The following is a 22222-nucleotide window of genomic DNA, read 5'->3' on the forward strand; positions in this document are numbered from 1 at the left end:
CCCTTATTGCGCCTGCCACAGAATGACAGCCGCCGTTATCAGCAAGTTGATGAGCGTCAGCGGCAGGCAAACTTTCCAGCCGAAGGACATTACCTGGTCATAACGCGGACGCGGTAACGACGCACGAATCAAAATGAACATCATCATGAAGAACGCGGTTTTCAGCGCGAACCAGACGAATGGCGGTAAGAACGGGCCATGCCAGCCACCGAAGAACAACGTTACCATCAGCGCGGAAACGGTGACGATGCCGATGTACTCCCCCACGAAGAACAAACCGAATTTCATACCGGAATATTCGATGTGGTAACCGTCCGCCAGTTCCTGCTCGGCTTCCGGCTGGTCAAACGGGTGACGGTGACAGACCGCTACGCCCGCGATGGCGAAAGTAACAAACCCAAAGAATTGCGGAATCACGTTCCACAGATGCGCCTGGTTATTGACGATATCGGTCATATTAAATGAACCGGCCTGCGCCACCACGCCCATCAGGGAAAGACCAAGGAACACTTCGTAGCTCACCGTCTGGGCAGACGCGCGCATCGCGCCCAGCAGCGAGTATTTGTTGTTGCTCGACCAACCGGCGAACAGCACCGCGTAAACTGCCAGACCGGCCATCATCAGGAAGAACAAAATCCCGATGTTTAAATCGGCCACCACCCAGTTAGGGCTAACCGGCACAATGGCGAAGGAGAGCAGCAGCGAAGTAAACGCGATCATCGGCGCCAGGGTAAAGATGACGCGATCCGAGAATTTCGGGATCCAGTCTTCTTTAAAGAACATCTTGATCATATCCGCGACCAGCTGGAGCGAGCCACCCCAGCCAACGCGGTTTGGTCCATAACGGTTCTGGAACAGACCCAGCAGACGACGTTCGCCAAAGCTCATGAAGGCCCCGCAGGTGACGACCACCAGCAGAATCACCACCGCTTTGAGAATGCTCAGCAGGATCTCAATCAGATCCGGTGTAATCCAACTCATTGTTGCGCCTCCCGCAGATCCTCAAGACGCGCGCCAGCCAGAACCGGCGCGATGCCAGGCATACCCATCGGCAGCCCTACCTGCCCTGCCGCTAACCCTTCAGAGATTTCAACCGGCAGCGTCACCGTATTGCCATCGTAGCTAAAGGAGACGCGCGTCCCGGCATTGACGCCCAACTTCGCGGCATCCGCCGGGTTAAGTTTGATATACGGCTGCGGCATACGGCTCTGGAAGACCGGAGAACGCTGAGACAATTCGTCGCTGCCAAACAGGTGGTAATACGGCGCAATACGCCACTGACCGTCCTGCGCCTGGAAGCTTGCCGGCACGGTAGTGAAATAATCCAGACCGCCCTCAGTCGCTTCAATCAAACGCACGCCCGGATCGCCGTGACGCAGTTTGCCGCCCACTTCATCCTGGAATTTGTTCCACGCCTGCGGGGAGTTCCAGCCCGGCGCCCAGGCGAACGGAATTTCAGATCGCGGGGCAGTCGGTTGGTTATTCCCTTCCATTGAGAAGGCGAACATGGTGTCTTTATCCTGCGGCTGACGTGGTTCATGCACGCTGATATTGGCGCGCATCGCCGTACGACCGCTGTAACGATGCGGTTCGCGCGCCAGCTTCTGCCCACGAATGCGGAAGGTCGCATCCGGCGCGGCGTCCTTAATGCCGGCAAATTGCGGCATGGCGGCAATGACCGCGTCGATCACGTGGTCAAGCTGAGTCCAGTCCACTTCGCGGTTTTCGACGGTGCTGTGCAGTGAATGCAGCCAGCGCCAGCTTTCCAGCATAATCGTCTTGTTATCGTAGTAGGCCGGATCATAAACCTGGAAGAAGCGCTGCGCGCGGCCTTCGTTGTTGATGACCGTACCATCGCTTTCGGCGAAGCTTGCCGCGGAAAGCACCAGATGCGCGTTTTCCATAATCGCCGTGCGCTGATGGTCAACCACCATCACCAGCGGCGCTTTGGCGAGCGCAGCGTTCACGCGCGTAGCGCTTGCATGACGGTGGAGATCGTTTTCCAGCACCACCACCGCGTCCGCGCTGCCGGTTTCCAGCTCGCCCAACGCATCGTCAAGCGAACCGCCGCCCATCATACCCAGCCCCATGCTGTTCACGGAGCGGGCAATCATAGTAATACCGACGTCGGCGCCACGGCCTTTCAGCGCTTTCGCCACGTTGGCGGCCGCCTGAATCACCTCACTGCTACCGGCGTTAGTGCCGGAGATAATCAGCGGTTTTTTCGCGCCGGCCAACGCCTGCACAATGACATCAATTTTGTTTTGTAAGTCGCTGTCGATACCGTCAACCGCAGGCGCTGTATTGTCCAGCGCATGAGCAATCGCAAAGCCCAGGCGCGCCTGATCTTCCACCGGCGCGCGATAGGTCCAGGCGGCGATATCATCCAGACGGGTGTCGTCCACGTTGGTCACGAACAGCGGATGTTTGGCACGCTGGCCGATGTTAAGGATGGCCGCAATCTGCCAGTCGGCCACTTTCTGCGCCGCCGCCATTTCACGCGCTTTACCTTTCACCGCCTGACGTACCGCCAGCGCAACGCGCGCGCCGGTCTGGGTAACGTCTTCGCCCAATACCAGTACCGCGTCATAAGATTCGATCTCCCGCAGCGCCGGGGTGTAAATTCCGCCTTCACGCAACACTTTCAGCGCCAGTTGCAGACGTTCCTGCTCGCCGCGCGCGATACCGGTGTAGAAGTTTTCCGCACCAACCAGCTCACGCAGCGCAAAGTTGCTCTCAATGCTGGCGCGTGGCGAACCGATACCGATCACTTTCTTCGACTGGCGCAGAATATCCGCCGCGCCCTGCATCGCCTGCTCGGCGTTGAGAGTAATAAAGTCATCGCCGCGGCGCTGAACCGGCTGACGCGGACGGTCTTTCAGGTTCACATAGCCATAGCCGAAACGACCGCGGTCGCAGAGGAAGTAGTGGTTAACGGTACCGTTGTAACGGTTTTCGATACGGCGTAATTCGCCATAGCGCTCGCCCGGGCTGATGTTACAGCCGATGGAACACTGCTGGCAGATGCTCGGCGCAAACTGCATGTCCCATTTACGGTTGTAACGCTCGGAGTGCGTTTTATCGGTGAAGACGCCAGTCGGGCAAATCTCGACCAGGTTACCGGAGAATTCGCTTTCCAGCGTACCATCTTCCGGACGCCCGAAGTAGACGTTGTCATGCGCGCCATAGACGCCCAGATCGGTGCCGTCGGCATAATCTTTGTAGTAACGCACACAACGGTAGCAGGCGATACAGCGGTTCATTTCGTGCGAGATGAACGGCCCCAGATCCTGGTTGCGGTGGGTACGTTTGGTGAAACGGTAGCGGCGGAAACTATGCCCCGTCATCACGGTCATATCCTGAAGATGGCAGTTACCGCCCTCTTCACAGACCGGACAGTCGTGCGGGTGGTTAGTCATCAGCCACTCCACCACGCTTTCACGGAACTGTTTCGCTTCTTCGTCGTCAATAGAGATAAAGGTACCGTCGGTGGCTGGCGTCATACAGGACATCACCAGGCGACCACGCGTATCTTCCGCGTTTTGGTATTGCTTCACCGCACACTGGCGGCAAGCACCGACGCTTCCCAGCGCCGGGTGCCAGCAAAAATACGGAATATCAAGGCCGAGGGACAGACATGCCTGTAGCAGGTTGTCCGCGCCGTTGACCTCGTATTCTTTGCCGTCTACATGAATCGTAGCCATTAGCATGCTTCCAAATTAAAAATCGTTAACTCACCAGCGCTCTTTGAGCAGGTTCGGCTGAATACCATTGATTAAATGGGTATTGCTGAACGGCTGCTTGATGCCAGCTTCGAATTCTTCGCGGAAATACTTAATTGCGCTTTGCAGTGGCTCAACCGCGCCCGGCGCATGCGCGCAGAAGGTTTTACCCGGTCCGAGGAAACGACACAGTTGCTCAAGTGTCTCGATATCCCCCGGCTGGCCTTCGCCACGCTCCAGCGCGCGCAGAATTTTCACGCTCCACGGCAACCCGTCGCGGCATGGCGTACACCAGCCGCAGGATTCGCGGGCAAAGAACTCTTCCAGGTTACGCACCAGCGACACCATGCCGATTTCGTGGTCTACCGCCATCGCCAGCGCGGTGCCCAGACGGCTGCCTGCTTTACCGATGCTTTCGAACTCCATCGGCAGGTCAAGATGCGCCTCGGTCAGGAAGTCGGTTCCCGCCCCGCCCGGCTGCCAGGCTTTGAATTTCAGGCCATCGCGCATACCGCCCGCGTAGTCTTCGAGGATCTCGCGCGCGGTGGTGCCGAACGGTAATTCCCACAGGCCCGGATTCTTCACGCGGCCTGAGAAGCCCATCAGCTTGGTACCCGCATCTTTGCTTTTCGAAATGTTCTGGTACCACTCCACGCCGTTGGCGAGGATTGCCGGGACGTTGCACAACGTTTCGACGTTATTCACACAGGTCGGTTTGCCCCATACGCCGGAGGTCGCCGGGAAGGGCGGCTTGGAGCGCGGGTTCGCGCGGCGGCCTTCGAGGGAGTTAATCAGCGCCGTTTCTTCACCACAGATGTAACGCCCTGCCCCGGTGTGCACGAACAGTTCGAAGTCAAAACCGGTGCCAAGGATATTTTTCCCCAACAGGCCCGCCTCGGTGGCTTCGGCAATCGCGCGACGCAGGTGCTGCGCTGCTTCGATATATTCGCCGCGCAGGAAGATGTAGCCGCGGTACGCTTTCAGCGCAAACGCGGAGATCAGCATGCCTTCCACCAGCAGGTGCGGCAGTTGTTCCATCAGCAGACGGTCTTTATAGGTGCCCGGTTCCATTTCATCGGCGTTACACAGCAGGTAACGGATGTTCATGGATTCATCTTTCGGCATCAGGCTCCACTTCAGACCGGTGGAAAAGCCCGCGCCGCCGCGCCCTTTCAGACCGGCGTCTTTTACCTGGCTGACGATTTCATCCGGAGACAGGCCGGTCAGCGCCTTACGCGCGCCTTCGTAGCCGTTTTTGCTACGATATTCATCCAGCCAGACCGGCTGTTTGTCATCGCGCAGACGCCAGGTCAGCGGATGGGTTTCGGGAGTACGGATAATGTTTTTCATTTATACCGCTCCAGTAGTTCAGGAATGGCTTCCGGGGTCAGATGGCTGTGAGTATCCTCATCAATCATCATGTTCGGCCCTTTATCGCAATTCCCCAGGCAGCAGGTCGGCAGCAGCGTAAAGCGACCATCAAAGGTCGTCTGCCCCGGTTTGATGTTGAGATTTTTTTCCAGCGCGGCCTGAATCCCCTGATAGCCGGTGATATGGCACACCACGCTGTCGCAGTAGCGAATCACGTGGCGACCGACCGGCTGACGGAAGATCTGGCTGTAGAATGTGGCGACGCCTTCGACGTCGCTCGCCGGAATACCCAGCACATCGGCAATAGCGTAGATCGCGCCGTCCGGCACCCAGCCACGCTGCTTCTGAACGATTTTCAGCGCTTCAATGGACGCCGCACGCGGGTCTTCGTAGTGGTGCTTCTCGTGCTCTATCGCTTCACGCTCTGCCGCACTCAGCTCAAAAGCCTCGGTTTGTGGTTGTTGATTCTCGTGCATAATTAGCGGTCCACATCTGACATAACAAAATCGATACTACCCAGATAGACAATCAGGTCGGAGACCAGGCTACCGCGGATCGCCGAGGGAATCTGCTGCAGGTGCGCAAAGCTCGGCGTGCGCACGCGGGTACGGTAGCTCATAGTGCTGCCGTCGCTGGTCAGGTAGTAACTGTTAATCCCCTTCGTCGCTTCCACCATCTGGAAGGACTCCTGCGCCGGCATCACCGGGCCCCAGGAGACCTGCAGGAAGTGGGTGATCAGGGTTTCGATATGTTGCAGCGTGCGCTCTTTCGGCGGCGGCGTGGTCAGCGGGTGATCCGCTTTGAACGGGCCTTCCGGCATGTTATCGAGGCACTGCTGAAGAATGCGCAGACTCTGGCGCAGCTCTTCCACTTTCAGCATCACGCGGGTATAGCAGTCGGAAACGCCGCCGCCCACCGGCACTTCAAAGTCAAAGTTTTCGTAGCCAGAGTATGGACGCCATTTACGTACGTCGAAGTCGATCCCGGTCGCGCGCAGCCCTGCGCCGGTGGTGCCCCACTCCAGCGCCTCTTTCGCGCCGTAAGCGGCAACGCCCTGCGAACGCCCTTTCAGAATAGTGTTACGCAGCGCGGCTTTCTCGTAAGAATCCAGACGCTTCGGCATCCACTCAAGGAACTCTCGCAGCAGGCGATCCCAACCGCGCGGCAAGTCGTGCGCGACGCCGCCGATACGGAACCAGGCCGGGTGCATACGGAAACCGGTAATGGCTTCCACCAGGTCATAAATTTTCTGCCGGTCGGTAAAGGCAAAGAAGACCGGCGTCATCGCGCCGACGTCCTGAATAAAGGTCGAGATGTACAGCAGATGACTGTTAATGCGGAACAGTTCGGAGAGCATCACGCGGATGACGTTCACACGATCCGGGACGGTGATCCCTGCCAACTTTTCTACCGCCAGCACGTACGGCATTTCATTGACGCAACCACCGAGGTATTCGATACGGTCGGTATAGGGAATGTAGCTATGCCAGGACTGGCGCTCGCCCATTTTTTCGGCGCCGCGGTGGTGATAGCCGATATCCGGCACGCAGTCGACGATTTCTTCACCGTCAAGTTGCAGGATAATACGAAACGCACCGTGCGCAGACGGGTGGTTCGGGCCGAGGTTGAGGAACATAAAGTCCTCGTTGTCAGTCCCGCGCTTCATTCCCCAGTCTTCCGGCTTAAAGGTCAGCGCTTCCATCTCCAGATCCTGCTTGGCTTTGGTCAGCTCAAACGGGTCGAATTCGGTCGCGCGCGCCGGATAATCTTTACGCAGCGGATGGCCTTCCCAGGTTTGCGGCATCATGATGCGCGTCAGGTGCGGGTGGCCTTCGATATCAATACCAAACATCTCCCAGGTCTCACGCTCGTACCAGTTGGCGTTAGGGAAAAGTTTAGTGAAGGTCGGCACGCGCAGGTCGTTTTCAGACAACGCCACCTTGAGCATGATATCGCGATTACGCTCAATGGAAATCAGGTGGTAGAAAACGGAAAAATCCGCGGCGGGTAACCCGTCACGGTGCGTACGCAGGCGTTCATCCATGCCGTGTAAGTCAAACAGCATGACGTAAGGTTTCGGCAGTTTCTTTAAGAAATCGCCAACCTCCAGTAGTTGTTCACGCTTGACCCAAACAACGGGGATACCGGTGCGGGTCGCCTGAACGGTAAAGGCATCCGGCCCAAAACGGTTGCGCAGTTCGCCGATAACCGGATCATCAAGATGATCGCGGGTACTCCATGCAGCGTCTTGCGCGGTTAAGTCGGTCATATTGTTCACCATTGCAAATGGTCCGTGGTGGTCGGCAGTGCTTCGCGCTATTAAAATAGTGGTTAGCGAAGTGAAGTGCTGCTGCCGACAGGCGCAAATTAAATCTCGTCCGGGGTACGCAGGTTCGTGACGGCAATACGCTCGCCGCGTTTACGTTCGCGTTCTGGCTGCATATTGGCGCGATACACGCCCTGATCGCCCACCACCCATGAGAGCGGACGGCGCTCTTTGCCAATCGATTCTTGCAGCAGCATCAACGCCTGCATATACGCTTCCGGACGCGGCGGACAGCCAGGGATATACACATCCACCGGGATGAACTTATCAACGCCCTGCACTACCGAATAAATATCGTACATGCCGCCGGAGTTGGCGCAGGCGCCCATAGAAATGACCCATTTTGGCTCCAGCATTTGGTCATACAGACGCTGAATAACCGGGGCCATTTTGGTAAAGCAGGTACCGGCCACCACCATCAGGTCAGCCTGACGTGGCGACGCACGCAGCACTTCCGCGCCGAAACGGGCAACGTCATGCACTGCGGTAAAAGAGGTCACCATCTCTACATAGCAGCAAGAAAGGCCGAAGTTGTAGGGCCAAATTGAGTTTTTACGGCCCCAGTTAACCATGTCATGCAGTTTGCCCATGAACACGTTTTTGTTAACTTCCTGCTCCAGGGGGTCGGTTACGATCTCCTGTTTTTGCAGGGGGTAACGGTCATTCTCACCGTTAGGATCTATGCGGGTGAGCGTATAATCCATCTTAATGCCTCGCGGTTAGCGTTGACGATTAGCGATACTGTTCGTTTCCGGGTTCATACGCTCGCGGCGTGAACGCGCGGGCGTCCAGTCCAACGCGCCAATACGCGCCAGATAAACCAGACCAGCCAGTAACACAAAAATAAAAATTGCAGCTTCCACAAAGCCAACCCAGCCGCTTTCGCGGATAGAAGTCGACCATGCGAACAGATACAGCGCTTCAACGTCGAAGATAACGAAGAACATGGCTACCAGGTAAAACTTGGCAGACAGGCGTAAGCGGGCGGTGCCGACCGAGTCGATACCTGATTCAAACGGAACGTTCTTGTGCCTCGCGCGTGCGCGACCGCCCAAAAACCAACCGCCTACCAGCATCAGGCAGCACAGGCCAATGGCAACGATAAGAAAGATAGCGAATGCCCAGTGATGAGCGATGACTTCAGTGGATGTTGACATACTCATTGCTTACTCATCAAAAGTAGCGCCAGTTTCTCTGCTCTTTACGGCAGATGGGCGCCACATCGATTCATGGGGAGGAATAAAAAAAACCCTACAATTACTGTAGAAAATGATAAAAACAGCTAATTGATGTGGTTTTTTACTCCTTTCTATAACCTTTTGTCAACTTTAACAAAAGTTCCTTCACATTAATTTACATCAATTCATCACCATTAACATTAAGTGCCATCCTGGAGAAAATGACTCTTCGGCCAGGGGGGATTTTATGTTGTTGAATCGTGTCCGTTGTGAAGCAAAAGAAATAACACACACCTATTTTGACAGGAATTTGTGAAGATGCCTCCCCCTAAATGGGAGTATTTTCTTGATCTGTGACACGCTTTTGTTAATTCACCCCCTAAAACAGCAACAATTTCTCTAGTTTTTTAACATGCAAATTCATAAAATGGATGTTCTGGTTATTTTTTACCCACATTGAACTGCGAATCGCTACTGGCTGATTTACCGCAACTTTTACAATTTGTGCGGTTAAGCGCGTACAGATGGGCACAAAAAAAGAGCCACTGAGCGTTTTTTCATCGCCAGCGGCTCTTTTTTACATTTACGACTTAGCGCCTTTTGCCTGCGAGCTACTCAAAACCCCCTTCCACCATCAGCGGATCATCTCCGCCCTCTGCAGAAAACTGGTTGTAATGCCATGGGTTTTGATAGCTTTCCATCGCATGGAAAATCACCATCGCCAGCTCGTTCTGGCTATTGGGATCGCGGCACAACAGATATTCCGTATCCGGCAAAGGCGGTAATCCGTCTGCGGCGCCCAGCACGCGAAGGTCGGGACTCATCATTTCGACAGGTCGAGCCGTTACGCCAAGACCGGCTTTAACGGCCGCGCGTACCGCCGGTAATGTAGACGCCACATAGGCCAGCCGCCAGGGAATACCCGCTGCATTTAGCGTCTCCAGCACCATATCGCGGAATGGACTGGGATCGTCCAGCAGGACTAGTGGTACGGGCTCTCCCCTTTGCAAAACATACTCAGCCGCACAATACCAATGGGTGGGCGAGGTCCGCAAATTCAGACAGTCCAGCGAATGAGGTTGGTTAGTCGTCACCACCAAATCTACTTCCTGCGATTTAACCATGTCCACCATATAGGCGTTGCGTTTTACCCGTACATCAAGCGCGAGTTTCGGATAAACCGAGCTGATTCGGCTAAGCAAAAAAGGCAGGATAGTATCAGCTGATTCATCAGAAGCGCCGATTGTTAACACTCCCTGAAGATTACTGAACATTAATGATGAACACGCCTCATCATTAAAACGCAGGATTTTTCTGGCGTACCCCAGAAGCTGGATACCGTGTTCGGTCAAAAGTTTGTTACGGCCATGGCGGGCGAACAATTCCTTTCCCACGAGTTGCTCAAGACGCTGCATTTGCTGACTGACCGCAGACTGAGTACGACATACCGCCGCCGCCGCCGCGGCGAAGGTGTTCAGATCGGCAACGGCCACGAACGTTCTCAGCAGATCGAGATCGAGGTTAATTATCGGACGATTTGCATTTATCATAATTTTTCACTTACTGGCGGGTCATATCGGGCTGACCTGGTTAATGCTGTGCATTCAGAAACAAGCAATTCCATTTGTAATGTGCATCCTTCGCAGTACCGCCTGGTTACCCAGGTAAATGTTAGAATGTAATTGAAAATACGACCAAAACACTTCTCTTACTTACTGATATAATACCAAATGCAACTGATCGGGATATATCAAAGAGAATGTGTCATACCTTTAGGCGTCTACAGATTTCTGCTAATGATGGACGTGTAAATCTTGTAACAAGCGTCAAATAGTTTACCGAGACGCACAGATACAAAAACAATATATTGAACAATAGGTTATGTATAAAATCGCGTCATGAAAATTAGCAGACAACGCAGACTACGCCCCCGTTTCGGATCATTATCTTAACCTAAAACCGCTATATTTATAAGTATTATTACGAATAATCTTAACCTTGGATATGTTATACTAATCGGACCAGAAAGATATTATTACGACTTTAGTAAATGCTTTTTAAATATTAAATAATAATTAATTAAGATTTCTACCATTCATTAATTATACTTAACAATAGTTTCACACCCCCCGCCGCCGGAAAGGTCTAACCTTCTCATTTTACCTTTAATACTCAGTATTTCCGAAATAGCCAGCGCGACACTAATGATGAATGCTTATCTCTCATAAAACAGATAATTTCTGACAACATAAAAAACCACATTACGCGCAATCATATAGAATAAAACACTATACATACAAACAAAAATAGAAAATACATCTAACCAAATGATTTTATGAAGTTTTAAACAGCACGAAAGCGCGTTAAAAATAAACAAAATCTTCTTCTGTTCACTCTTCAAAACTCACCGTCGTGGGAGTACATTGTTTCGTGCTGACTTCCACGGCAGGGAGTGGCAATAACAGCTAAAAGGTCAAGATTCATGTCCCCCATTGAAAAATCCAGCAAACTCGAAAATGTCTGTTATGACATTCGTGGCCCCGTTCTGAAAGAAGCGAAACGCCTTGAGGAAGAAGGTAATAAAGTTCTTAAACTGAATATCGGCAACCCCGCCCCCTTCGGATTCGAAGCGCCGGACGAAATTCTGGTCGATGTCATTCGTAATTTGCCGACGGCGCAAGGATATTGCGACTCGAAAGGGCTTTATTCCGCCCGTAAAGCGATTATGCAGCATTATCAGGCCCGTGGAATGCGCGATGTAACCGTGGAAGATATCTATATCGGTAACGGCGTTTCCGAGCTGATCGTTCAGGCGATGCAGGCGTTGCTTAACAGTGGCGATGAAATGCTGGTTCCCGCGCCCGATTATCCGTTATGGACAGCGGCGGTATCGCTCTCCAGCGGCAAGGCGGTACATTATCTTTGCGATGAATCTTCCGACTGGTTCCCGGACCTTGACGATATCCGCGCCAAAATCACCCCACGTACGCGTGGTATTGTCATTATTAATCCAAACAACCCTACTGGCGCCGTCTATTCTAAAGAATTGTTGATGGAAATTGTCAACATTGCGCGCGAGCATAATCTCATCATCTTCGCCGATGAAATTTATGACAAGATTCTCTATGACGATGCCGAGCATCACTCTATCGCCGCACTGGCGCCTGATCTGCTGACCATCACCTTTAATGGTTTGTCTAAAACCTATCGCGTCGCCGGCTTCCGCCAGGGCTGGATGGTGCTGAACGGGCCGAAAAAACATGCGAAGGGCTATATTGAAGGGCTGGAGATGTTAGCCTCAATGCGCCTGTGCGCCAACGTCCCGGCGCAACATGCTATTCAGACCGCGCTCGGCGGCTATCAAAGCATTAGCGAATTTATTCTGCCGGGCGGTCGACTGTATGAACAGCGTAACCGCGCCTGGGAGTTGATTAACGATATTCCCGGCGTTTCCTGCGTAAAACCGCGCGGCGCGTTGTACATGTTCCCCAGGATCGACGCTAAACGTTTTAATATTCACGACGACCAGAAGATGGTGCTGGACTTCCTGCTACAGGAAAAGGTGCTGCTGGTGCAAGGTACCGCCTTTAACTGGCCGTGGCCGGATCACTTCCGCATTGTGACGTTACCGCGTGAAGATGACCTGGAGATGGCCATCAACCGCTTTGGGCGTTTCCTCTCAGGTTACCATCAATAATCTTAAATTCAGGCTACTTCGGTAGCCTGAATTGCATCTTCATCCCCCTCCCCGCACAATGAAGTCTGCCGCAGTGAAAACAAAAGGTAATCTATGAAGCAGAGCCATTTTTTCGCCCATCTCTCCCGCATGAAGTTGATTAACCGCTGGCCGCTGATGCGTAACGTGCGTACGGAAAACGTCTCCGAACATAGTCTGCAGGTGGCGATGGTCGCCCATGCGTTGGCGGCGATAAAAAACCGTAAATTTGGCGGTCAGCTCAATGCTGAACGCATCGCGCTTCTGGCGATGTATCATGATGCCTCGGAAGTACTGACCGGCGATCTGCCGACGCCGGTAAAATATTTTAATTCCCAGATAGCCCAGGAATATAAAGCGATCGAAAAAATCGCCCAGCAAAAGCTGGTTGATATGGCGCCGAATGAATTACGCGATATTTTCGCACCGCTTATTGATGAGAATGCCTGGAGCGAAGAAGAACAGGCAATCGTAAAACAGGCCGATGCGCTTTGCGCCTACCTGAAATGCCTGGAGGAGCTCTCAGCGGGAAATAATGAGTTTGGCCTGGCAAAAACGCGGCTGGAAAAAACGCTGGAATTACGTCGCAGCCAGGAGATGGACTATTTTATGGCGGTGTTCGTACCAAGCTTCCATCTCTCTCTTGACGAGATAAGCCAGGATTCACCACTTTAGTTGCCGGATGGCGGCTAACGCCTTATCCGGCCTACCGTTCTTCCCGTAGGCCTGATAAGCGTAGCGCCATCAGGCCTTTTCCAGCCTGGGTTAAAACGGAAACAACATCGGAATCATCACAATACAAACCGCCATCACAATAAGCGTGAACGGCACGCCAAGCTTCACAAAATCGCTAAAGCTATAGTTTCCCGGCCCCAGAACCAGAGTATTGACCGGCGATGAAACCGGCGTCATAAAGGCGGCGGATGCCGCCATCGCCACCGCCATCGCAAACGGATAGGGCGACACCCCCATCGATTTCGCCGCCGCCAGCGCAATCGGCGCCATCAGCACCGCCGTTGCCGTGTTAGAAATGAACAGTCCTATGACGGCACACAGCACGAACAGGCATCCCAGCATCATATATGGCCCATAGCCGCCGCCGATATTCATTAACCCTTGCACGACCAGAGAGACGCCGCCGGTTTTTTGCAACGCCTGCGCAAACGGCATCATACCCACAATCAAGATAATGCTCGGCCAGTGGATCGCTTTATATGCGCTTTCAGCATCAATACAGCGAAATTTTCCCATCAGCAGGCAGGCGATAATCGCCGCGATCGGGTTGGGAATTTCATCGGTCAACATCAGCGCCACCATCAGTACCAGGCAGAAAATGGCGTGCGGCGCCTGGCTGTGCGCAGGAGAGGCTTCGCTGACCTCGACCGGCATATTCAGCACCACAAAGTCGCGGCCTTTTTGCCCCAGCAGGCTGATTAACTTCCAGTTCCCCACGACCAGAATGATATCGCCCATCAATAACGGCTCATCGGCCAGCGACCCTTCCAGCGCGACGCCGTCGCGTTTCAGGCCGACCACATTCAGCCCGTAACGTGTACGGAAAGCGATTTCACGCACCGACTTGCCAATCAGTTCAGACTCCGGAATAAGCGAAATTTCCGCCATCCCGACATCCAACGCCTGATCGGAAAAATATTCTCCACGCAATACCATCGGTTCCAGCAGTTGCTCGGCGCAGAACTCTCTGAGGTCGACCTCCGCCGCCGACATATCAATCAGCAGAACGTCGCGAGCGCGAAACTCCGATACGCCGTTCACATTGACGATAACCCGCCGAAAGCGCCGCCAGCGTTCAACGCCGATGACATTGGCGCCGTAACGTTCGCGCAATTTAAGGTCGTCCAGCCGCTGTCCCACCATTGGCGAACCGGGGCGAATCGCCAGACGACGAGCGCGCCCCGTCAGACGGTACTCGCGGATAAGATCGCGGAAAGTGCGCCGCTTACCGGCCTGTTGTCCGGGCGCATCGCCTTTTAGCATGAAGCGCATCACCAGCATATAAACAATGCCGAGCGCCAACACCACTATCCCCAGCGGCGTCACGCTAAAAAAGTTGAACCCGTGCAGGCCTTCACGCAGCAGTTCACTGTTAACCACCAGGTTCGGCGGCGTCGCCACCAGCGTCATCATTCCGCTGATAAGCCCGGCAAAACTCAGCGGCATCATCAGGCGCGAAGGCGAGGTTTGCATATGCATAGAAACGCTAAGAACAACGGGGATAAAGATCGCCACCACGCCGGTTGAACTCATGAAAGCGCCAAGTCCGGCGACGGTGATCATCAGTAAAACCAGCATTTTGATTTCACTGCTGCCCGCCATTTTAACCAGCCAGGTACCGACCACCGTCGCAACGCCGGTGCGCACGAGGCCGTCGCCAATAATAAATAAGGCGGCGATAAGAATGACATTCGGATCGCTAAAGCCGGAGAAGGCTTCCGGAAGGGTCAAGGTACCGCTAAGGACAAAAGCAACAATGACGAATAAAGCCACCGCATCCATACGTACTTTGCCCGTCGCAAACAACACGACGGCAATCGCCAGTAAAGAGAGAACCCAAATCAATTCACCGTTCACAACATATCCTTGTCAGATGAGAAGATAACGCGATTCTGCCATAAATATGCCCCGCCAAAGCGGGGCGATATCATGATCAGGTCTTTCTTAACACCACCACATCGCCGTTTGGTTGTTTAGCGACCGATAATTGCGTCAGGCTATCCAACGCAAAATCAACATCCGCCAGACGCGGCGTGTCGGCCGGCGCATTGACCGCAATGACGTGGCAGCCCGCAGCCAGTCCGGACAGCACGCCAGCCGGGGCATCTTCTACTACGACGCACTCCTGAGGGGCCAGGCCAAGCAGTTGTGCGCCCAGCAAATACGCATCCGGCTCCGGTTTGCCGCGTTTGACTCGTTCGGCGGTGACAAACACCTCTGGCGCTGGAAGGCCCGCGACCTGATGGCGCGCACGCGCGACCGGCATTGAACCGGAGGTAACGATAGCCCACGGAATGCCCGCTTTATTCAGGTGATTGAGTAGATCGACTGCCCCCGGCAACGCGGTGATCCCTGCGGTTTCAGTGGCTTCTATTTGCTCCAGGCGCGTAAACTCAGCGGCAATTTCCGCCTCCGATTTACCCGCCATAAAATGCCGCAACGAGGTGATCGCCTGTTTGCCATGAATAAAGCCCAGCACCTCATCATGAGCAAGGTTAAAACGATCGGCCCAGCTACACCACGCGCGTTCGACAGCAGGTAATGAGTCAACCAACGTTCCATCCAGATCAAACAGAAAACCTTTACACTGCACGCGAGCCTCCTCAGGCATTAATGATTTGATTGATTTCATTCGCGCTCAGGTGGTACTGACGCGGGCAGGCATGCCAGATATTCAACATCCGCTGGTATTTTTCCCACATCGGCGTCTGGGCATTAAAGCCGTGTGTCCCGGCGTCAAAGTGAGTGTAGCGTCCTTCTATATTCACCATAAAACGGACATAGCCGAGGTAGCGCGCTTCCGTCGCGGCGTCAAACCCCAGGAAGGTGACGCGACGTTCGTCGATGGCTTGCGTATCTTTGAGGTTGGTCCAGGAGACGTGCAGCGCATGGTACATCTCCATAATATCGATGATGGTACGACAGGTCTCTTCCGTCAGCTCGCCAAACTCGCGATCCAGCTCGCGCATCTGCAGGCCGTAGCCGCGTTCAATAATTGTTTGTAAGCGACGGTAACGCTCGGCGTTGGTGGGATCGAGCATCGTCATCATTTTGTACTGGTTAGACAAAATCAGACGTTGCGCGTTGGTCATTTCCATTTTGAACTCCTGTATCACGCTATAGCGATGAAAAAAAGAAGGCATTGGTATGCCTTCTTTTATATGCGTAATCCGGGGTCAATTACAAATCATCCAGGAAAGTTTTATCCAGTTGTTTGAAGGCGCGCTTAAGCGTGTCAGCTAATGCCTGGTAATCCGGCTTTCCTTCTACCGGCGCCAGCGCTTGTCCAGCCTCCTGCAATTTACCGCGAACTTCGTAAAACCAGTTAAGGATTGAAGGCGGCAATGGCGTCACGGAACGTTTCCCTAACCACCATAATCCCTGCATAGGCAAGCTCAGGGCGAACAGGGCGGTCGCCACGGCCGGACCTAACTGACCGCCCAGCGCTATCTGCCAGCATAATGTAAAGACGGCGACAGGCGGCATAAATCGTATGGCATAGCGCGTCATACGAATGACGCGGTTTTCGACGAAAACGGGCGCCAGCCGTTTTTCCATCGGCCACGTCTTCGCGTAGTGCTGCCCCCGGCGAAATAAGCTAAAAAAATTTACGGAGCGATTATCCGGTGTCGACATGGCCTACCTCAACTTCACATATAAAATTTAAAAAATTTGTGCAAAACAACAACTGCGAGGGACAACGTTCAAAACATTTTGTCTTCGATACCCACTATCAGGTATCCTGTGTCGGCCTGTCAAAGGCCGGTAGTTTAAAATCATTGAGTCGTCAATATTACACATAGTATGCCATTGGCTGAAAAATACGCAAAATGGCATAGACTCAAAGGTATTTCTTCCATCATGCCCAAAAAAACTCCTGCGCATGATGTTAATCATAAATGTCAGGGCTATCATGCGCTACGCTCTATGGCTCACTGACGTTTTTTTAGCCACGTATCATAAATAGGTACTTCCATGTCGAGTAAGTTAGTACTGGTTCTGAACTGCGGTAGTTCTTCACTGAAATTTGCAATTATTGATGCAGTTAATGGTGATGAATACCTTTCTGGTTTAGCCGAATGTTTCCATCTGCCAGAAGCACGCATCAAATGGAAAATGGACGGCAGTAAACAAGAAGCGGCTTTAGGTGCAGGCGCCGCTCACAGTGAAGCGCTGAACTTTATCGTTAACACTATTCTGGCACAAAAACCAGAACTGTCTGCGCAGTTAACTGCAATTGGTCACCGTATCGTACACGGCGGCGAGAAGTATACCAGCTCCGTAGTCATTGATGAGTCCGTCATTCAGGGCATCAAAGATTCCGCCTCTTTCGCACCGCTGCATAACCCGGCTCACCTGATTGGTATCGCCGAAGCGCTGAAATCTTTCCCGCAGCTGAAAGATAAAAACGTTGCAGTATTCGACACCGCCTTCCATCAGACCATGCCGGAAGAATCTTACCTGTATGCCCTGCCGTACAGCCTGTATAAAGAACACGGCGTTCGTCGCTATGGCGCACACGGCACCAGCCACTTCTATGTAACTCAGGAAGCGGCAAAAATGCTGAACAAGCCGGTAGAAGAACTGAACATTATCACCTGCCACCTGGGCAACGGCGGTTCTGTTTCCGCTATCCGTAACGGTAAATGCGTGGATACCTCTATGGGTCTGACCCCGCTGGAAGGCCTGGTCATGGGTACCCGTTCCGGCGATATCGACCCTGCGATTATCTTCCACCTGCACGACACTCTGGGCATGAGCGTGGATCAGATCAACAAAATGCTGACCAAAGAGTCCGGTCTGCTGGGTCTGACTGAAGTGACCAGCGACTGCCGTTATGTTGAAGACAACTACACCACCAAAGAAGACGCAAAACGTGCGATGGATGTTTACTGCCACCGCCTGGCGAAGTACATCGGTTCTTACACCGCTCTGATGGACGGTCGTCTGGATGCAGTCGTGTTCACCGGCGGTATCGGTGAAAACGCCGCGATGGTTCGCGAACTGTCTCTGGGTAAACTGGGCGTGCTGGGCTTTGAAGTCGACCACGAACGTAACCTGGCGGCCCGCTTCGGCAAATCTGGTTTCATCAACAAAGAAGGTACCCGTCCGGCGGTGGTGATCCCAACCAACGAAGAACTGGTTATCGCGCAAGACGCGAGCCGTCTGACTGCCTGATTTCACACCGCCAGCCTCGCTGGCGGTGCTGTTTTGTAACCCGTCCCCAAAAGACGGTAACGAAAGAGGATAAACCGTGTCCCGTATTATTATGCTGATCCCTACCGGAACCAGCGTCGGCCTGACCAGCGTCAGCCTCGGCGTCATCCGTGCTATGGAACGCAAAGGCGTTCGTCTGAGCGTCTTTAAGCCTATCGCCCAGCCTCGCGCTGGCGGCGATGCGCCTGACCAGACCACCACTATCGTTCGCGCGAACTCTACCCTGCCGGCGGCTGAACCGCTGAAGATGAGCCACGTTGAATCTCTGCTCTCCAGCAACCAGAAAGACGTGCTGATGGAAGAGATCATCGCGAACTACCATGCGAATACCAAAGACGCGGAAGTGGTGCTGGTTGAAGGTCTGGTTCCGACCCGTAAACATCAGTTCGCTCAGTCTCTGAACTATGAAATCGCGAAAACGCTGAATGCGGAAATCGTTTTTGTCATGTCTCAGGGTACCGACACGCCAGAACAGCTGAACGAGCGTATCGAACTGACGCGCAGCAGCTTCGGCGGCGCGAAAAACACCAACATCACCGGCGTTATTATCAACAAACTGAATGCGCCGGTTGATGAACAAGGCCGTACTCGCCCGGATCTGTCGGAGATCTTTGACGACTCTTCCAAAGCGCAGGTGATCAAAATCGATCCTGCTAAACTGCAGGAATCCAGCCCGCTGCCGGTTCTGGGCGCGGTGCCGTGGAGCTTCGACCTGATTGCGACCCGCGCTATCGATATGGCGCGTCACCTGAACGCCACCATCATTAACGAAGGCGATATCAAAACCCGCCGCGTTAAATCCGTCACTTTCTGCGCGCGTAGTATTCCGCATATGCTGGAACATTTCCGCGCAGGCTCGTTGTTAGTGACCTCCGCTGACCGTCCGGACGTACTGGTCGCAGCTTGCCTGGCCGCGATGAACGGCGTAGAAATCGGCGCCCTGTTGCTGACCGGCGGCTATGAAATGGACGCGCGCATTTCTAAACTGTGCGAACGCGCATTCGCCACCGGTCTGCCGGTCTTTATGGTGAACACCAACACCTGGCAGACTTCGCTGAGCCTGCAAAGCTTCAATCTGGAAGTCCCGGTTGATGACCATGAGCGCATCGAGAAAGTTCAGGAATACGTCGCGAACTACGTTAACGCTGAGTGGATCGAGTCGCTGACCGCCACTTCCGAGCGTAGCCGTCGTCTCTCTCCGCCGGCGTTCCGCTACCAACTGACTGAGCTGGCGCGTAAAGCCGGTAAACGCGTAGTGCTGCCGGAAGGCGACGAACCGCGTACCGTCAAAGCGGCGGCAATCTGCGCTGAACGCGGCATCGCCACTTGCGTACTGCTGGGCAACCCGGATGAAATCAACCGCGTCGCGGCATCTCAGGGCGTTGAGCTGGGCGCAGGTATTGAAATCGTCGATCCGGAAGTGGTGCGTGAAAGCTATGTCGCTCGCCTGGTTGAGCTGCGTAAGAGCAAAGGCATGACCGAACCGGTTGCCCGCGAACAGCTGGAAGACAACGTGGTGCTCGGCACGCTGATGCTGGAGCAAGACGAAGTCGACGGCCTGGTTTCCGGCGCGGTTCATACCACCGCCAACACCATCCGTCCGCCGCTGCAGCTTATTAAAACGGCGCCGGGTAGCTCCCTGGTCTCTTCTGTGTTCTTTATGCTACTGCCGGAACAGGTTTACGTTTACGGCGACTGCGCAATCAACCCAGACCCGACCGCAGAGCAGCTGGCAGAAATCGCGATTCAGTCTGCGGATTCCGCCATTGCCTTCGGCATCGAACCGCGTGTGGCAATGCTCTCCTACTCCACCGGCACCTCTGGCGCGGGCAGCGACGTAGAGAAAGTACGTGAAGCGACGCGTCTGGCGCAGGAAAAACGTCCTGACCTGATGATCGACGGTCCGTTGCAGTACGACGCCGCGGTCATGGCTGACGTAGCGAAATCCAAAGCGCCGAACTCGCCGGTTGCGGGTCGCGCTACCGTGTTCATTTTCCCGGATCTGAACACCGGTAACACCACCTACAAAGCGGTACAGCGTTCTGCCGACCTGATCTCCATCGGGCCGATGTTGCAGGGTATGCGCAAGCCGGTGAACGACCTGTCCCGTGGCGCGCTGGTTGACGATATCGTCTACACCATCGCCCTGACGGCGATCCAGGCTTCTCAGCAGCAGCAGTAACAGTAAAAGCTAATGCCGGATGGCGGCGTGAACGCCTTGTCCGGCCTACAGGTGAGATACCGTTGTAGGCCGGATAAGACGCGTTAGCATCGCCATCCGGCATTCTGCTATTTACCCTGCAAAGCGGAATTTTTTGCTTAACTGCGCTGCATCAATGAATAACTATTCCCTTCTTCTCATACTTAGCCTCTTTGCTTTGCAACAGGGATAGTCTGTCATGTCTGTCGTTACAGAATCAAAAACAGCCAGAAAATGGGCAATGCCCGATACGCTGGTCATCATCTTTTTTGTCGCCATTTTAACCAGTATCGCCACCTGGGTCGTCCCCGTTGGGATGTTTGATAGCCAGGAAGTGCAGTATCAGGTCGATGGTCAGACAAAAACCCGCAAAGTCGTCGACCCGCACTCTTTTCGCATTGTGACCAACGAGGCCGGGGAAGCGCAGTATCATCGAGTACAATTTTTCACTACCGGCGATGAAAGACCAGGGCTGATGAATTTTCCGTTTGAAGGGTTAACATCCGGATCGAAATTCGGCACTGCCGTCGGCATCATTATGTTTATGTTGGTGATTGGCGGCGCATTCGGCATCGTGATGCGTACCGGCACCGTGGATAACGGCATTCTGGCGCTTATTCGCCACACGCGGGGCAACGAAGTCCTGTTTATTCCGGTGCTATTTGTCCTCTTTTCGTTAGGGGGCGCCGTATTTGGCATGGGCGAAGAGGCGGTCGCCTTTGCAATTATCATAGCCCCGCTGATGGTCAGGCTGGGCTATGACAGCATTACCACCGTCCTGGTGACCTATATCGCCACCCAAATTGGCTTTGCCAGTTCGTGGATGAACCCGTTTTGCGTAGTCGTCGCCCAGGGGATTGCCGGCGTGCCGGTACTTTCCGGCTCCGGGCTGCGTATTGTGGTCTGGATTGTCGCCACGCTGATTGGGCTGGTTTTTACGCTGGTCTACGCCTCACGCGTGAAAAAGAATCCGCTGCTGTCCCGCGTCCACGAATCCGATCGCTATTTCCGCGAACAGCAGGATGAAGTCGTCCAGCGCCCTTTCACCTTCGGTGACTGGCTGGTACTGCTGGTCCTGACCGGCGTAATGATTTGGGTCGTCTGGGGCGTGATTGTCCACGCCTGGTTTATTCCGGAGATCGCCAGCCAGTTTTTCACCATGGGCGTGGTGATCGGCCTCATTGGCGTTATCTTCCGCCTCAACGGTATGACGGTCAACGTGATGGCGTCCTCATTCACCGAAGGGGCGAGGATGATGATCGCGCCCGCCTTGCTGGTGGGTTTTGCCAAAGGCATTCTGCTGCTGGTCGGCAACGGCGAAGCCGGGGAACCCAGCGTGCTCAATACGTTGCTTAACAGTATCGCGCATGGCATCAGCGGGCTTAATAATGCTATCGCCGCCTGGTTTATGCTGCTCTTCCAGGCGGTATTTAATTTCTTTGTCACGTCCGGTTCGGGTCAGGCGGCGTTAACCATGCCATTACTGGCGCCGCTCGGCGATCTGGTCGGCGTTAACCGTCAGGTGACTGTTCTGGCCTTCCAGTTTGGCGATGGCTTCAGCCATATTATCTATCCGACATCAGCCTCGCTGATGGCCACGCTGGGCGTGTGCCGGGTCGATTTTCGCAACTGGCTGAAAGTGGGGGCGTCGCTGCTGGGACTGCTGTTTATTATGTCCAGCGTGGTCGTCATTGGCGCGCAGATGATGGGATATCATTGATCCAAAATGCCGGATGAGCATCAGCGCCATCCGGCAAT

Annotated in this window: 18 protein-coding genes; 5 read left to right on the plus strand and 13 right to left on the minus strand. The window is 54.0% G+C overall.

Annotated features, from left to right (window positions below):
* Positions 1–3 precede the first annotated feature (3 nt).
* The 9 genes from nuoH to lrhA form a co-directional block, all read right to left on the minus strand.
* On the minus strand, positions 4–981 hold the full coding sequence (gene nuoH, locus ACH0VJ_RS14100; RefSeq protein ID WP_079833537.1) for an NADH-quinone oxidoreductase subunit NuoH: 978 nt from the start codon (positions 979–981) through the stop codon (positions 4–6).
* Positions 978–3704, minus strand: a complete 2727-nt coding sequence (gene nuoG, locus ACH0VJ_RS14105; RefSeq protein WP_001518099.1) for an NADH-quinone oxidoreductase subunit NuoG — start codon at positions 3702–3704, stop codon at positions 978–980. Before nuoG ends, nuoH begins: the two co-directional genes overlap by 4 nt.
* A gap of 30 nt (positions 3705–3734) precedes the next feature.
* Positions 3735–5072 (minus strand): NADH-quinone oxidoreductase subunit NuoF, encoded by a 1338-nt coding sequence (gene nuoF, locus ACH0VJ_RS14110; RefSeq protein ID WP_000789509.1) that lies wholly within the window; start codon positions 5070–5072, stop codon positions 3735–3737.
* The gene (nuoE, locus tag ACH0VJ_RS14115; RefSeq protein ID WP_000545038.1) at positions 5069–5569 is read right to left on the minus strand and encodes an NADH-quinone oxidoreductase subunit NuoE; all 501 of its coding nucleotides are present in this window, start codon (positions 5567–5569) and stop codon (positions 5069–5071) included. Before nuoE ends, nuoF begins: the two co-directional genes overlap by 4 nt.
* 2 nt (positions 5570–5571) lie before the next feature.
* Positions 5572–7374 (minus strand): NADH-quinone oxidoreductase subunit C/D, encoded by a 1803-nt coding sequence (nuoC, locus tag ACH0VJ_RS14120; protein ID WP_000247855.1) that lies wholly within the window; start codon positions 7372–7374, stop codon positions 5572–5574.
* Positions 7375–7460: 86 nt separating this feature from the next.
* Positions 7461–8123, minus strand: a complete 663-nt coding sequence (gene nuoB / locus ACH0VJ_RS14125; RefSeq protein ID WP_000386728.1) for an NADH-quinone oxidoreductase subunit NuoB — start codon at positions 8121–8123, stop codon at positions 7461–7463.
* 15 nt (positions 8124–8138) lie between these two features.
* On the minus strand, positions 8139–8582 hold the full coding sequence (gene nuoA / locus ACH0VJ_RS14130) for an NADH-quinone oxidoreductase subunit NuoA (RefSeq protein ID WP_000062993.1): 444 nt from the start codon (positions 8580–8582) through the stop codon (positions 8139–8141).
* 394 nt (positions 8583–8976) lie between these two features.
* Positions 8977–9129 carry a hypothetical protein gene (locus ACH0VJ_RS14135; RefSeq protein ID WP_001121022.1) on the minus strand — a complete coding sequence of 51 codons (153 nt, stop codon included), beginning with the start codon at positions 9127–9129 and terminating at the stop codon, positions 8977–8979.
* 79 nt (positions 9130–9208) lie between these two features.
* The gene (gene lrhA, locus ACH0VJ_RS14140) at positions 9209–10147 is read right to left on the minus strand and encodes a transcriptional regulator LrhA (protein ID WP_000606288.1); all 939 of its coding nucleotides are present in this window, start codon (positions 10145–10147) and stop codon (positions 9209–9211) included.
* A gap of 932 nt (positions 10148–11079) precedes the next feature.
* Here lrhA and alaA point away from each other — a divergent pair.
* Together alaA and yfbR are read left to right on the plus strand one after the other, a co-directional pair.
* Complete coding sequence (gene alaA, locus ACH0VJ_RS14145) at positions 11080–12294, plus strand: alanine transaminase AlaA (RefSeq protein WP_000074540.1); 1215 nt, start codon at positions 11080–11082, stop codon at positions 12292–12294.
* A gap of 93 nt (positions 12295–12387) precedes the next feature.
* On the plus strand, positions 12388–12987 hold the full coding sequence (yfbR, locus tag ACH0VJ_RS14150; protein WP_000813884.1) for a 5'-deoxynucleotidase: 600 nt from the start codon (positions 12388–12390) through the stop codon (positions 12985–12987).
* 90 nt (positions 12988–13077) lie between these two features.
* Here the strand turns inward: yfbR and ACH0VJ_RS14155 are convergent, their stop codons facing one another.
* The 4 genes from ACH0VJ_RS14155 to yfbV all read right to left on the minus strand — a co-directional run bounded on the left by ACH0VJ_RS14155 (position 13078) and on the right by yfbV (position 16683).
* Positions 13078–14904 (minus strand): SLC13 family permease, encoded by a 1827-nt coding sequence (locus ACH0VJ_RS14155; RefSeq protein ID WP_001012857.1) that lies wholly within the window; start codon positions 14902–14904, stop codon positions 13078–13080.
* Positions 14905–14980: 76 nt separating this feature from the next.
* Positions 14981–15658, minus strand: coding sequence for a sugar phosphatase (locus ACH0VJ_RS14160; RefSeq protein WP_001555201.1), 678 nt, complete (start codon positions 15656–15658; stop codon positions 14981–14983).
* Positions 15651–16145, minus strand: a complete 495-nt coding sequence (locus ACH0VJ_RS14165) for a YfbU family protein (protein WP_023196166.1) — start codon at positions 16143–16145, stop codon at positions 15651–15653. Before ACH0VJ_RS14165 ends, ACH0VJ_RS14160 begins: the two co-directional genes overlap by 8 nt.
* A gap of 82 nt (positions 16146–16227) precedes the next feature.
* Positions 16228–16683, minus strand: coding sequence for a terminus macrodomain insulation protein YfbV (yfbV, locus tag ACH0VJ_RS14170; RefSeq protein WP_000106617.1), 456 nt, complete (start codon positions 16681–16683; stop codon positions 16228–16230).
* A 339-nt stretch (positions 16684–17022) separates the two neighbouring features.
* Between yfbV and ackA the strand changes: the two genes are divergently transcribed.
* From ackA to yfcC, 3 genes are all read left to right on the plus strand, one after another.
* On the plus strand, positions 17023–18225 hold the full coding sequence (gene ackA, locus ACH0VJ_RS14175; RefSeq protein WP_000095692.1) for an acetate kinase: 1203 nt from the start codon (positions 17023–17025) through the stop codon (positions 18223–18225).
* 76 nt (positions 18226–18301) lie between these two features.
* Entirely contained in the window at positions 18302–20446 is a 2145-nt protein-coding gene (pta, locus tag ACH0VJ_RS14180) for a phosphate acetyltransferase (protein ID WP_000086692.1), read from the plus strand.
* A gap of 217 nt (positions 20447–20663) precedes the next feature.
* On the plus strand, positions 20664–22184 hold the full coding sequence (gene yfcC / locus ACH0VJ_RS14185; protein ID WP_000117932.1) for a putative basic amino acid antiporter YfcC: 1521 nt from the start codon (positions 20664–20666) through the stop codon (positions 22182–22184).
* The last annotated feature ends 38 nt before the right edge of the window (positions 22185–22222 follow it).

This window comes from Salmonella sp. 2020_1459 (assembly GCF_043847915.1).
Classification (GTDB): domain Bacteria; phylum Pseudomonadota; class Gammaproteobacteria; order Enterobacterales; family Enterobacteriaceae; genus Salmonella; species Salmonella enterica.

Bases quoted from the DNA above. Each gene is read 5' to 3' on its own strand.
- nuoH (WP_079833537.1), bottom strand. From the start codon at position 981: ATGAGTTGGATTACACCGGATCTGATTGAGATCCTGCTGAGCATTCTC.
- nuoG (WP_001518099.1), bottom strand. From the start codon at position 3,704: ATGGCTACGATTCATGTAGACGGCAAAGAATACGAGGTCAACGGCGCG.
- nuoF (WP_000789509.1), bottom strand. From the start codon at position 5,072: ATGAAAAACATTATCCGTACTCCCGAAACCCATCCGCTGACCTGGCGT.
- nuoE (WP_000545038.1), bottom strand. From the start codon at position 5,569: ATGCACGAGAATCAACAACCACAAACCGAGGCTTTTGAGCTGAGTGCG.
- nuoC (WP_000247855.1), bottom strand. From the start codon at position 7,374: ATGGTGAACAATATGACCGACTTAACCGCGCAAGACGCTGCATGGAGT.
- nuoB (WP_000386728.1), bottom strand. From the start codon at position 8,123: ATGGATTATACGCTCACCCGCATAGATCCTAACGGTGAGAATGACCGT.
- nuoA (WP_000062993.1), bottom strand. From the start codon at position 8,582: ATGAGTATGTCAACATCCACTGAAGTCATCGCTCATCACTGGGCATTC.
- lrhA (WP_000606288.1), bottom strand. From the start codon at position 10,147: ATGATAAATGCAAATCGTCCGATAATTAACCTCGATCTCGATCTGCTG.
- alaA (WP_000074540.1), top strand. From the start codon at position 11,080: ATGTCCCCCATTGAAAAATCCAGCAAACTCGAAAATGTCTGTTATGAC.
- yfbR (WP_000813884.1), top strand. From the start codon at position 12,388: ATGAAGCAGAGCCATTTTTTCGCCCATCTCTCCCGCATGAAGTTGATT.
- ACH0VJ_RS14160 (WP_001555201.1), bottom strand. From the start codon at position 15,658: ATGCCTGAGGAGGCTCGCGTGCAGTGTAAAGGTTTTCTGTTTGATCTG.
- ACH0VJ_RS14165 (WP_023196166.1), bottom strand. From the start codon at position 16,145: ATGGAAATGACCAACGCGCAACGTCTGATTTTGTCTAACCAGTACAAA.
- yfbV (WP_000106617.1), bottom strand. From the start codon at position 16,683: ATGTCGACACCGGATAATCGCTCCGTAAATTTTTTTAGCTTATTTCGC.
- ackA (WP_000095692.1), top strand. From the start codon at position 17,023: ATGTCGAGTAAGTTAGTACTGGTTCTGAACTGCGGTAGTTCTTCACTG.
- yfcC (WP_000117932.1), top strand. From the start codon at position 20,664: ATGTCTGTCGTTACAGAATCAAAAACAGCCAGAAAATGGGCAATGCCC.